The organism is Wolbachia endosymbiont of Pentidionis agamae, assembly GCF_036711655.1.
In the GTDB taxonomy this organism is placed as follows: Bacteria; Pseudomonadota; Alphaproteobacteria; order Rickettsiales; family Anaplasmataceae; genus JAZHPY01.
Genome location: NZ_JAZHPY010000019.1, coordinates 1 through 13015, shown reverse-complemented (window position 1 = coordinate 13015; position 13015 = coordinate 1). Strand labels below are relative to the sequence as shown.

Below are 13015 nucleotides of genomic sequence, written 5' to 3'. Positions count from 1 at the left end.
AAATTAATGTTAAGATAATAATCTTTATTTGTCAATAAAGATTAAATTTTTTAGTATTTTATTACCTCAAATAATGTTCTATTCCTTCGCTCAATTTCTGTGCTTGATCTTCACTTGAATCAATATCAAGAGAAAAATGTGTTACATATTCACCATTAGGACTAATAAGATATATTATTGAAGAATGATTGATCTCTTCATTATTGGCTGTATTACTTACATATACCTTATACTTCAGTGCAATTTTATCTATCTCATCTTTATCTCCGGTAAGCATTATAATGCGTGAATCAAATTGTTGCTGAAAATCTCTTAATTTTTCTACACTATCCCGTTTTGGATCAACTGTAACAAACAACACCTGCAATTTTTCATTAAGCTTTTGATCAAGTTTTGTAAGTGCTTCAGAAATTATACCAAGGTGCATTGGACAAATACGTTTGCACGAAGAGAATCCAAAGAAAACCAACATGTATTTGTTTGTAAAATCACTAGTGTGTACAAGATTTCCGTTATGGTTAGTCAATGAAAAATGACCACCTATATCTATTGTTTTTGTAGAGATTGTATTTTTTGTTCTTGCAGAAAAAATACCTTGTCCTGTAAAATAGCAATATCCTAGAAAAATAATTGAAAAGAAAACCAGCACACTTGAGAATACTCTGATAACCTTGATCATAAATCAATAAATTGAATTTTCACTATAGTATGTGTCATTCTAGAGTTCTTTGCAACCACAAAGGATCTTTCATTTGTGTTAAAAGTTTATTATGTGCTTTAATCTCGTCTTGGCTTGGAGAATGCTGCCTTTGATTATATGTTCTGTTATTTTTTATATATTTTGGATTAATTTTTTTACTACTCATACCTTTATCTGTTTTTTCAAACAAAAGATTTTGTAATCCTCCTGTAAGTTCGACATATACTTTTGCTAGCAATTTTGCATCTATTAATGCTCCGTGTAATTCTCTTCCATCTAGCGAAATATTAAAACGCTTACATAATGCATTTAAAGACGCTGGAGAACCAATGAATTTTCTTCTAGCTAGATCCAACGTATCTATTACTCTATCATGTAAAATTGGATCGGTATTCACTTTATGTAATTCCATATTTAGAAATCTAATATCAAATTCTGCATTATGAATAACTAGAATATCATTAGATATAAATTCTAAAAAAGACTTTGCTATCTTTGAAAAGACTGGTTTATTTTTTACAAATTCTTCACTAATCCCATGAATTTTAAAAGAATGGTAAGGTATATTTCTTTCAGGGTTTATATACTGATGAAACACATTCCCTGTCGGGATGCGATTGATTAATTCTACACATCCTATTTCGATAATGCGATGACCAGAATTTGTATCAAGTCCTGTTGTTTCTGTATCGAGCATTATTTCTCTCATCTTGCTAATGTTTACAAACAGTAGCTTGAGGGTTAGGGTAATTAATAGAAACAAGCAGCCACTTTTGATCTGCAGAACCTATATTTTTTTGGAACTGCCATATGTCTTCAACTTTATTGATCTTAGACTTACTGCCTAAAGTAACATTACCTTGTTTATCTTGTGTAAAGTTAATTTGTTCTGATAAAAAATGCACAGCAATGTATGCTAGGTTTTTTACCAACTTAATCTCTATAATCTTTTGTGATATAATGGAAACAATTATGGATTTTTTATTATCGCCTGATTCCTGCAATACCTTCAATTTTTTTGTAAGATCGTTATATAAATTTTTTACCATAAGATCTTTTATTTGCTCAATATTGCCGTCACTAAAGTGCTTAATAATTAATTCAAATACTTTAGATGAGCCCTTAATAAAATATGCAATAGAAAGATTCTTATCTTTTTTAAGCACTTGATACAATACATCTTTAATATTACTCCTATTATAAGAATTTGTGTAATCATCTATATTATCTGATAAACTTTCTTCTTTTTCTTTGTTCACCTTTACATCTTCAATTACCGCATGCATCTTTCTTAGGCTTGGATTCTGTGACTTACCCAAAGAATTATATAACCGAGAAAGAATGAGTGCAGCTACTAATGCATATATTGCAAACTCTATCATGACTAATTCATCTTAAAATTTAATGTTTTATTATATAACATTAGTAAGTATACTTTGAAATATATAATAATATAGCTTATTACATACGTATGTAAATATTCTAAATTTAAAGAGCAGTATATTCTAATTTGGGAGAGAATTCATGTTACAACAAAAAATGAAAATTCATAGTCAGTATATAAAAGACCTTTCTTTTGAAAATCCAAACTCGCCATTTGTTTTTTCTAATAAAGCTCCTGATATTAATGTAATGGTTAATATCAGTTCTATAAGGCTCAGAGAAACAGAAAATCAAGATGAAACAAAATCTTTGCATGAAATTACTTTACACATAGAAATAAAAGCAGTGATTGAGGATAAACAATCTTTCATTTGTGATATTAAATATTGTGGTGTATTTGTAATAGAAAATTCTCAAATTTATGATGAAGAGAACTTAAGAAAGATATTGTTTGTAGGTGCACCTAATTTTTTATTTCCGTTTGTAAGGGAAATAATAGCAAGGATTACGAGCAGCGGAGGGTTTCCTCCATTAATGCTTGACCCTATAAATTTTGAAACAATGTACGAACAACAGAAAAGTAAGGATAGTCATTCTAATCTAAATTAATTAATGTTTAAGTTATTTGGTATAAAATTATAATATGGATTCAAAAGCAACTTTAAATGTAGATGGAAAGCTATATAATTATTTTAGCCTAAAGTCTGCAGCTAACTTTTTAGGGTTAGATATAAACAGATTACCGTGCTCATTGAAAATTTTAGCTGAAAATTTACTTCGCAACCAGAGTACAAAATTAACTGACATAGTAATGCTTGCAAATTCTATTGGTAAACATACCAATCATGAGATTAGCTACAAACCAGCAAGGGTATTAATGCAGGACTTTACTGGAGTGCCAGCAGTTGTAGATCTAGCATCAATGCGTAGCTATGTTAAAAATAGTGGAGGTAATCCTAGTGACATTAATCCATCCGTGCCTGTTGATCTTGTTATTGACCACTCTGTTCAAGTAGATAGCTTTGGTCGTGGTTCATCACTAGAGAGAAATATTCAACTAGAAATTGAAAGAAATCTAGAAAGGTACCAATTTTTAAAGTGGGGAGAGTCATCTTTTAGAAACTTTAGAGTAGTACCCCCAGGTACAGGTATCTGTCATCAAGTGAATCTTGAATATTTAGCACAAGTCGTTTGTAATGAAAATGGTGTTATATACCCTGATACTGTTATAGGTACTGATAGCCATACTACAATGATTAATGGTTTGTCGGTTCTTGGTTGGGGAGTTGGTGGAATAGAAGCAGAATCTGTGATGCTAGGTCAACCAATTAATATGGTTATTCCAGAAGTAGTAGGGTTTAAATTATTAGGTAAGCTTTCTGATGGAGTGACTGCAACTGATTTAGTTCTTACTATTACAAATATTTTAAGAACAAAAGGAGTAGTAGGAAAGTTTGTAGAGTTCTATGGTGATGGGCTAGATGATTTATCTATTGCAGATAGAGCAACTATAGCCAACATGGCTCCTGAATATGGTGCAACTTGCGGTTTTTTTCCAATAGATCAGAAAACTTTAGATTATTTGTATCTGACTGGACGCACAAAAAAGTTGATAAGACTTGTTGAGGTGTATTCTAAAGAACAGGGATTATGGCGTTCTAAAGATGAGAATATATCGTTTTTCTCTAAACTAGAACTTGATTTATGTGAAGTAGAGCCAGTAATGGCTGGACCCAAAAGACCACAAGACAAAGTTCTTTTATCACAAGTACCAAAATCTTTTTCTAAGTCATTTACAACAAGTATAGCAAAAGTTTTTCTATCACAAATGGCAAAGTCTCTATCTAAAACATTTACAAATTCAACTAACCAAGTCATAGAAGATGAACTTTCTCTGGATGATAAAAGATTTTTAGAAGAATCACAAATAAGTGACACAGAATACGTTGATGAATCAGCATCTGAGCAAAATAATCAAATGCTCACGAAAAAAATACCTCCAAAAATCGAGTTATGTGATAACAATGAATTACAAGATGGGAGTATAGTTATTGCAGCAATAACAAGTTGCACTAACACTTCTAACCCTTATGTTATGATTGCTGCTGGTCTCGTTGCGCAGAGCGCAGTTAAGCTAGGAATAAAACCTAAAGAATGGGTAAAAACCTCACTTGCTCCAGGGTCAAAAGTTGTAACTGAATATTTGGAAAAATCAGGTTTACAAGAAAGTTTAAATGCTATAGGTTTTAATTTAGTTGGATATGGCTGTACTACATGCATAGGAAATTCTGGTCCACTGAGTAAAGAAATAGAAGACCGTATAAAAGAGAAAAATTTAACTGTTGCATCAATTCTATCAGGTAATCGTAACTTTGAGGGCAGAATACACTCTCTTGTAAAAGCTAATTACCTTGCATCTCCTCCACTTGTTGTTGCGTATGCGCTTGCTGGTACTGTAAGAATTGACTTAACTAAAGATCCTATATGTAAAGATAAAAATGGAGATGATGTATATCTAAAAAATATATGGCCAAAAAACTATGAAATCGAGGATTATGTTAATAAAGTAGTAACACGTGAAGCATTTATAAAAAAGTATAAAGATGTTTTTTCTGGAGATGAACACTGGAAAAAAATAAAATGTGAAAAAAGCCAAATTTATAATTGGAATATAAATAGTAACTATATACAAAATCCACCTTATTTCGATAATTTATTGATAAAAAAAGATAACTTTATTAACATAGAAAATGCCCAAAAATTAGCAGTTTTTGGTGATAGCATTACCACTGATCATATTTCTCCTGCAGGTAGTATTAATTTAAATAGCTCTGCAGGCATTTATTTGAAAGAGCTTGGTGTTAAACCTAAAGATTTTAATTCTTATGGATCTCGCCGTGGTAATCACAATGTGATGATGCGTGGAACATTTGCTAATATCAGAATAAAAAATGAGATGGTTGATGTTGAAGGTGGCTATACAAGATATGTACCTTCAGGGGAAATAATATCAATTTTTGATGCAGCAATGCGTTATAAAAAAAACAGTGTGCCGTTAATTGTGATTGCAGGTAAGGAGTATGGCACAGGCTCAAGCAGAGATTGGGCTGCAAAAGGTACTTCACTGCTGGGAGTAAAAGCTGTAATTGCTGAAAGTTTTGAGCGCATACATAGGTCCAATCTAGTTGGAATGGGTGTTTTACCACTAGTGTTTCAAAACAACATGGACAGAAGGATATTTGATGATAGTGAAGGAATTAGTATTACAGGAAAGCTTGGACCTTGCTTTAATATGGAATGTATAATTCACAAAAAAGATAAACTGAGTGAGATTATAGAATTAAAATGTTTGATTGAAACTATATCAGAAGTTGAATATTTGTTATCAGGTGGGTTACTTAGCTATATTCTAAAAAACTATGTTTAAATATGATCCAAGATAACCCAATTGAATTATTTGGAAAATGGTATGAAAACGTTTCATCTAAAGAAAAAACAGCGGTTGTGCTTGCAACTTGTAATAAAAATGCGTTACCATCAGCAAGGGTAGTCCTATTAAAAGAATATAGCACAGAGGGTTTTGTATTTTTTACTAATATAAATAGCCGTAAAGGACAAGAATTAAAAGAAAATCCAAGAGCAGCATTAGTATTTTATTGGAATGAGCTTGGCACGCAAGTGCGTGTAGAAGGAAACGTTAAATTATTAGACGAAGAAAAAACAGATAAATATTTTGCTTCGAGAGAAAGAGAGAGCCAAATCAGTGCTTGGTGTTCAAAACAGTCTCATGTTATGGAAAGCTTGCAAGATTTTGAACAAGACATAAATCTTATGCGTGAGAAATTTCATGATAAGAAGATACAACGCCCAAGCTTTTGGGTAGGATTTTGTATTAAAGCAGAAGTAATAGAATTTTGGCAAGCAGGAGAACATAGAAGACATATAAGATTGAGATATACTGCTATACAAAAAAATAAATGGAAAGTTGAGCAATTATATCCTTAAATAGATGTGAGATTTTTTCAAATAATATGTTGTTTAAAGGAGTATTTACTGCACTCATAACACCGTTTAGAGAAGGTAAAATTGATGAAGATGCATTCTGTAAATTAATTGAATGGCAAGTAGAAGAGGGAGTACATGGCTTAGTTCCTTGTGGTACAACTGGGGAGGTTTCTAGTTTAACATTTGAAGAATATTCCAGATTAGCTAAACTGTGTATAGATGTAACAAACAGAAGAGTTCCTATAATAGTTGGTGTTGGATCAAATAATTTAGTAGAGACAATAAAAAGAGCACAGTATCTAGAATCAATAAATGCAGATGCTATCTTAGTTGTGACACCGTATTATCTAAAACCTACACAAAAAGGTATATATGAATATTTTAAAATAATACATGATAATACTAATATATCAATTATAATTTATAATGTTCCTAGCAGGTGTGCTGTTGACATTAGTGATGATAATCTTGCAAGAATTATACTCTTACCAAGAGTTGTTGGTATTAAGGATGCTACATCCAATCTTAATCGTCCAATGAACATAAAACTTTTAGTAAAAAAAGAAATATCTCTTCTATCTGGAGAAGATACTACAGCACTAATATTTAATATTCATGGAGGATGCGGCTGCGTATCTGTCACTGCAAATGTTGCTCCTAAGCTCTGCTCTAAAATGCAAAATTTATTTTTTGAGGAGAAATTTAAGGAAGCAATGGAAATAAATAATATTTTATTTCCATTAAATCAAATACTATTTTGTGAAACAAACCCTATTTCAGTGAAATATGCGCTTAGTTTATTAAAACCTTACATATCTTTGGAATTAAGATTACCTCTTACTTCAGCTAGCAAGAGCACTCAAGTAGCAGTAGAGCAGGTTGTGATAGAGAAGCAACTTTTAGCATAAAAATATATTTTATATTCTATAATAGCATAATGTGCTTGACTATACTAACTTTTTTATCTAAAATTAGATATATCTACTTAAATTAAAATGTGAGGTTGTTTATGGATAAGTTAGAATTAAATCACAAGTTACGAAAAGCGATATTTGAGGCAGGGCACCTTGTTCCCTCTGATTCAGAGAGAGAAAAATATATGAAAGAAATTGTATCGCTTAGTAAGGAGGCTGGTGAGAGGGGTTACTATGATCTCATAGATCCTCTTGTAATTGAGTTTCTTATGGAAATTGCTATCCATTTAGATGGCAGTTCAGAAGATCAAGATATTAAAGAATTAATAAAGCGTGCAACGAAAGAGAACAATAGTATCAATAATGCTATAAAAATGACATCTTTAGATGAGAAATTATTACATAAAAGTGCTCAAAGTGGTAATGTAAAAGCAATGAAATTTCTTATTGAAGATTGTGGAGCAAATGTTAATATAAAAACATCAAATGGTGTTACGCCACTACATGTTACTGCTTTAAATGGCTATACTGATGCAACAGTGCTTTTACTTTCAAAGGGTGCTGATCCTTATGCTGAAATTGAAGAAGTAATCACTGTACAAATATTAGATCTATTTTGTAAGAATAAAGAGAAATTTTGGAATATGTATGGTGGAGTTGAAATAGCTGCTTCAATTTCTATGATTAATTGTACACCATTATCTGTTACATCTGATACAGAAATATGTAAGAAATTTATTCGTAGATTTGCATTAGATAAGGATAAAGGTTCATTGTCTCATACTGAGTATCAGAGATTAATAGATCCGAGACGTAGCATTCATAATTATGAGAAAAATGAGGAAGAATATCTAAGTGAGGAAGCACAGCTAGATAATGAAGAACGTTTAAAGTGTAGAGAAGCAACAGAAAAGCGGAAGAAGAGTTTTTCTGATATATCGAAGGAAGTAGAAGCAGACATTCAAAGAAGAAAAACTAACTTAGGAAATCTATTAAATAAGAGTACTAAATTTAGGCATATTGAGTCAGGTGAAAACATGATGGAAAAGTTGAGTCCAGACTGCTTAAATTTGATATATGATAAATTATCTTATCATGATTTATTAAATATTATAAATGCTTCATGTGAAGAAGGAAAATTAAGTTCCAAATTATCTAATATTTCAATCGAACAACAAAGCGAAGGAAAAAATTGTGTTATTTAGTGTATTTACATTTGCGCTAAAATTTAAATAGCAAGTTTCTCTCTTGATGTAAAGATATCCCTGCGATAAGCAGGAACATCTTATGAAAAAATATTTAATTGCAGCAGGAATATCATCTCATGTACTAATCTAGAATTTAGGTTATCAGCATTGTGATAAGAAGAAAAGGTGTTGCAAGATGGTGTTATAATTTAGGAAAGAAAGTAAATATGAAAAATAGTGAAAGAATTAGCATAGAATAATCTAAGAGTCACTTATTCTATAGACAATAAAATACTTGACCTATCGATTTTTTGATTTATAGTAAGGCATCTATTTATAAAATAATGATATGTTTATGTTACTAATGTTATCGCTATTTACTAATCTTTTTTTCTTAAATTTTTCCAATAAGTTAATAATATGTGCTGCTTTCTTTTTAGGCTCTGCATTGACAATAAATACTATTGTCAATCTTTATGATGAAAGAAAAGCTATTAATGTATTGATATTCTGCACATTACTTAATTGTATTCTAAAGTGGAAAGACTTAGGTCCACTAATGTTACTTATCTCTTATAGTGCAATTTTAATATCCCTTTCCTTGAATATAATTATTTTTAATAAATTAAAATCAAAGTTTGGGTTTCACATAGCAAATTTTTTTACTTTAACTCTTGGTTCAGTACTTGATAGCGCTGTTGTGTGTGTTGGTCTATTACACAAATTTACACTGCATAAGTGTCTAAATATATTTGCTAGAGATTTAATCTTTAAGTGCTCATATACATCAATAGTTACCGTAATGCTATTTATTGGGTTGTATTTATTCTCAAGATTGAACTATTCAGCAAAGAGTAAAAAAGTAAATTAAAGCTATATACGGTATAGTAATTACATTTTCCTGTATGTGGTTTATAGTGGGTATGTGTATGTTTCAGTGGGTTATCTTATCATACTACATAGTTAAAATTTAATACTTTGTAGTCATGATAGGGAATTTATGCTGCATATGAGTAGTGCTCTACTATGAATATAAAGGTTATGCAAGCAACTTTCACGAAATTAAAAAAAGGATTAGGGCAACATTTCTTACTTTCACAAAAAACAGCAGAAAAGATAGTAGATCTAGCTGAAGATTTAGAACATTTTAATGTTATAGAAGTCGGCCCAGGCCGAGGAATATTAACTAGAGAAATATTAAAGCGTAATCCGAAATATTTACTCTCTGTAGAAAAAGACAGGTCTCTTATAAAATGGCATAGTGACTTACTTCTTCTCTATCAAAATAATTATAAAATCGTAGAAGCCGATGCTCTTTTTATGAAAGAAGAAGAAATAATGAAGCAACCAGTAAAAGTTATTGCAAATTTACCTTATAACATCTCAGTAGCATTATTTCTAAAATGGCTAAACAATATAAAATATTTTACACATCTTACACTAATGTTTCAAAAAGAAGTAGCAGACCGTATCGTAGCAAAACCTAATTCTAAAGCTTATGGTTCATTATCCATACTTAGTCAGTTACTATGCAACATAGAAGAAAAGCTGATTATCAGTCCTGAGGAATTTTTTCCTAAGCCCAAGGTATATTCTTCGGTTATAACAGTAAGGCCTTTAGAAACTCAAAGATTTCAAATAGATATCAAAGCTTTAAATAAAATATTAAATATAGTTTTTACTCAAAGAAGAAAGATGTTAAGAACAAGTTTAAAAAAGCTCACTACTAACATTGATAGTATATTTAAAAGCATTGGACTTACTGGAAATGAACGACCAGAAAATTTAAGTATAAAAGAATTCTGTTTATTAGCTAATAGCTTATTCTCTAATCAGAAAATTCATCTTTATTTTTAATGCTATTTAGTCAACCTGCATTTTAATTACAACTGAAAAGCCTAGCAGCATTTCTAAAATTATCATTCTATTTTATCAGTATGAAATGCTGATGTAAAATTTATTCTAAATTCTAGATCCTGCAAATATAAGCTTAGCTACACAAAAGAGATTTTGAGATATATTATGAAAGAGTTGCTTATGACCCATATGTAAAAACTTATTGTATAGACAGTAAAATTAAGATATAATTAACAAAAATTTGTATATTGAATTTTAGTTAATATGGAGTTTTCTTGTGGAAGTTTTTGTAAATAATGCAACAGATAAGATAGAGGGCATGTACCATCAGAGTCAAGATGTTAATGCACCGCTAGCATTGGTTTTTCACCATTGCCCACAACAAGGTGGCAATATGGATTATCAAGTTGTGAATGACCTATATATGTCATTTGTAAAAAATAACTTTTCTGTTTTAAAGATAAATTTTCGTGGTGTAGGAAAATCTACTGGGGTTTTTGATAAAAGTGGTATAGGAGAGTTGGTTGATGCAGCAATTTCTATTGATTGGCTTCAGGAACGTAATTCTAATTCTAATGTAGTATGGGCTGCTGGGTTTTCTTTTGGTGGATGGGTAGCTATGCAGCTTGCAATGCGTCGTCCAGAAGTTGCTGGTTTTATTGCTATTTCTCCTCCTGTGACTAAGTATGATTTTTCTTTTTTTTCCCCTTGCTTGGTGCCTGGTCTCATAATACAAGGTAAAGAGGATAATTTTTCTGAAGAAAGCACTGTATCAAATTTAGCAAACAGGTTGATTAATTCAGCAAAAAGTCAATACATGCAGTATCATGTAGTTGATGGGTCTAATCATTTTTTTCGTGATACAGCTGAGGATGCTAACTTTATTGTAGATAACTATATAAAGTTAAGGTTAAGTGATTCTGTACAAAATACAACTTATGATGGTATAAATAAAAGGGTAAGGAGAAGAATAAAAGAATATGCTTGATTACTCAATTTAATTTTATAATTTAGAGTATATGTTTAAAAGATTTTTGTGTATGTTATTGCTTTTATCAGTAGTTTTTGTATCTTCTGGTTGTTTATGGAAGCAGCGTAGACTTAAGAGTCCGTGTATAAGCATGAGTAATGGTATTTCTTGTGAGTTACATCCTGTTAATGAGCATTGGATTAAGCAAAAGATAAAGTAATTTTACTACAGATTAGGTGCCATTTTAAACCTCCAAAATTTTTCCTTTCCTTTTTTTATTCCTATTCTTGGGGTACATATGTAATTTGGCTTCATGTTAGATTCATATATACAAAAATCATGGTTTATTGTTAGGTCTTGATTATTGTTTGCTTTTGTAATATTTAATGTTCTACATAACTTTCCTGGACCATCAATATTTAATGTAGTTGGTGTGGTCAATTTTAATCCACGTATTAACACTGCAGCTGGAAAACCTTCTTTCTCTGTGACAATGTTTAAACAAAAATACATCCCATATATGAAATATACATATGAAAAACCTGGTATACCAAACATAACTGAAGTACGGTTAGTATAACCTCTTGCAGCATGACATGCTGGATCCTCTTGTCCTATGTAAGCTTCAACTTCAGTTATGGTTCCTATGTAATGTAGGAATTTTAACGTTTTTCCTAATAATTCTTCACTGACTTTTAAAGTAGGACGTTCATAAAAGTTACGTTTTATAATAGTATTACACACTTTGAAAATAAGTTGTTCTTTTTAATCAAACCTATAGTACAGAATTCTTAATTTAAAGTTATTAGATTTCTTTCAAAACTCATTAAGTAATCTCAAAATTATAAGCTGCAGCAATCGGGTTGAATCTTAAGAAGAAATATTTTTTACGATTCGATAGCGATCTGCAATGATTTTGAATCTTTTTAGCAAACCAATTACAGTAGACCTCTTGTATAACTCATATAGACAACTATTGAAAACTTTATTTCTTGAGATCCTTTTTTGAGTAGTAGACTGCAAATTTTTGTTCATAGCCTTCAAAAATCGTCTATAAAGCAAAATAATTCTGTTATATTTTCATTAATATTTGGCACTCTTTTTATTATATATCTCCGAATTTACCCTCTTTTCTTCGCTGTTTTCTAATCCACAATTGGGTTTGTAGTATACTTTTTAGGTTCAAAATTTGGCTCTATTTCTTCCGTGTTTTGTCACTTTTGTGTTACATTTTAAATCTATCTTATATCACACTTCTTAACTCCTTTCTACTTAGTTTTTTAGTAGTCTCAATTATTTTTGTGATCTTCCTCAGCAAGATAAAGTTGCACATAGCATAGTAAGATTTACGAAAGATGAAAAATATTTTATTAAAATAATAATGAAAGATTTTCCTAAAAATTCCAAGCAAAAAGATGCTTTTAAGTTTATCTATATTTTTTACATGTGGCTTATTTTCCATGGAACAATTATTTATAGAAGAAAAAATATGACAGCATATATTGAGTGTGTATTTACATACATAATAAAACTGCCGATGAAAATAAAGTAAAAGATAAGAAATTTTTGAGTCTTATACTCCTTTCCTTTTTCTGCGATCATTGTAATATATAGATATTGTCACAAAAACAGTAGATCTATACACAATAAAGATTATGATCAATAAAACAATAACCAACAAAATAATTTTCCGACATCTAATTGGAATCTAAATTAGAGGCAGAACAGTAATATTCTCAGTTCAACAACCTTCTATATTTAGTAAGATTAAGGGTTATATATTTGATTCTGATATTTCTCATGAAAAAATTGTAACCTGACTATACACTGAATGCAGTCAATATACAATCTGATAAAGAAAAATATTCTAAATATGGTGTGACCTTCAAGACGAAGTATTACATGAATAATCCACCATTAATATGTAACGTAGTACCAGTTATATATCTTGCTTCATCACTTGCTAAAAATACAACCCCAGCTGCTACTTCTTCTGGTG

Annotated in this window: 14 protein-coding genes; 9 read left to right on the top strand and 5 right to left on the bottom strand. The window is 30.5% G+C overall.

Going from position 1 to position 13015, the window contains the following annotated elements; all coding sequences use genetic code 11:
* Positions 1–61: 61 nt before the first annotated feature.
* The 3 genes from V6U76_RS01845 to V6U76_RS01835 are packed head-to-tail and all read right to left on the bottom strand — an operon-like array spanning position 62 to position 2082.
* Positions 62–679: an SCO family protein gene (locus tag V6U76_RS01845; protein WP_333023321.1), complete on the bottom strand. Its 618-nt coding sequence runs from the start codon at positions 677–679 to the stop codon at positions 62–64.
* Positions 680–713: 34 nt separating this feature from the next.
* Positions 714–1397, bottom strand: coding sequence for a DNA polymerase III subunit epsilon (gene dnaQ / locus V6U76_RS01840; protein ID WP_408647405.1), 684 nt, complete (start codon positions 1395–1397; stop codon positions 714–716).
* A 16-nt stretch (positions 1398–1413) separates the two neighbouring features.
* Positions 1414–2082: a Tim44/TimA family putative adaptor protein gene (locus V6U76_RS01835; protein WP_333023319.1), complete on the bottom strand. Its 669-nt coding sequence runs from the start codon at positions 2080–2082 to the stop codon at positions 1414–1416.
* A gap of 142 nt (positions 2083–2224) precedes the next feature.
* On the opposite strand from V6U76_RS01835, the gene secB reads away from it, so the two are divergent.
* The 9 genes from secB (at position 2225) to V6U76_RS01790 (ending at position 11236) form a co-directional block, all read left to right on the top strand.
* Entirely contained in the window at positions 2225–2692 is a 468-nt protein-coding gene (gene secB / locus V6U76_RS01830) for a protein-export chaperone SecB (protein ID WP_333023318.1), read from the top strand.
* Positions 2693–2726: 34 nt separating this feature from the next.
* Entirely contained in the window at positions 2727–5510 is a 2784-nt protein-coding gene (locus V6U76_RS01825; RefSeq protein ID WP_333023317.1) for an aconitate hydratase, read from the top strand.
* Positions 5511–5512: 2 nt separating this feature from the next.
* Positions 5513–6088 (top strand): pyridoxamine 5'-phosphate oxidase, encoded by a 576-nt coding sequence (pdxH, locus tag V6U76_RS01820; RefSeq protein WP_333023316.1) that lies wholly within the window; start codon positions 5513–5515, stop codon positions 6086–6088.
* A 26-nt stretch (positions 6089–6114) separates the two neighbouring features.
* The gene (gene dapA, locus V6U76_RS01815; protein WP_333023315.1) at positions 6115–6996 is read left to right on the top strand and encodes a 4-hydroxy-tetrahydrodipicolinate synthase; all 882 of its coding nucleotides are present in this window, start codon (positions 6115–6117) and stop codon (positions 6994–6996) included.
* A gap of 101 nt (positions 6997–7097) precedes the next feature.
* The gene (locus tag V6U76_RS01810; protein WP_333023313.1) at positions 7098–8207 is read left to right on the top strand and encodes an ankyrin repeat domain-containing protein; all 1110 of its coding nucleotides are present in this window, start codon (positions 7098–7100) and stop codon (positions 8205–8207) included.
* A gap of 331 nt (positions 8208–8538) precedes the next feature.
* The gene (locus tag V6U76_RS01805) at positions 8539–9060 is read left to right on the top strand and encodes a hypothetical protein (RefSeq protein ID WP_333023312.1); all 522 of its coding nucleotides are present in this window, start codon (positions 8539–8541) and stop codon (positions 9058–9060) included.
* A 170-nt stretch (positions 9061–9230) separates the two neighbouring features.
* Positions 9231–10046: a 16S rRNA (adenine(1518)-N(6)/adenine(1519)-N(6))-dimethyltransferase RsmA gene (gene rsmA, locus V6U76_RS01800; RefSeq protein ID WP_408647406.1), complete on the top strand. Its 816-nt coding sequence runs from the start codon at positions 9231–9233 to the stop codon at positions 10044–10046.
* A 319-nt stretch (positions 10047–10365) separates the two neighbouring features.
* Positions 10366–11034: an alpha/beta hydrolase gene (locus tag V6U76_RS01795; protein ID WP_333023323.1), complete on the top strand. Its 669-nt coding sequence runs from the start codon at positions 10366–10368 to the stop codon at positions 11032–11034.
* 31 nt (positions 11035–11065) lie between these two features.
* Complete coding sequence (locus V6U76_RS01790; protein WP_333023310.1) at positions 11066–11236, top strand: type IV secretion system protein VirB7; 171 nt, start codon at positions 11066–11068, stop codon at positions 11234–11236.
* A gap of 5 nt (positions 11237–11241) precedes the next feature.
* Here the strand turns inward: V6U76_RS01790 and V6U76_RS01785 are convergent, their stop codons facing one another.
* On the bottom strand, positions 11242–11760 hold the full coding sequence (locus V6U76_RS01785) for a DNA-3-methyladenine glycosylase (protein ID WP_333023309.1): 519 nt from the start codon (positions 11758–11760) through the stop codon (positions 11242–11244).
* A 1154-nt stretch (positions 11761–12914) separates the two neighbouring features.
* The coding region (locus tag V6U76_RS01780) for an SDR family oxidoreductase (RefSeq protein WP_333023322.1) at positions 12915–13015 on the bottom strand (101 nt) is incomplete at its 5' end.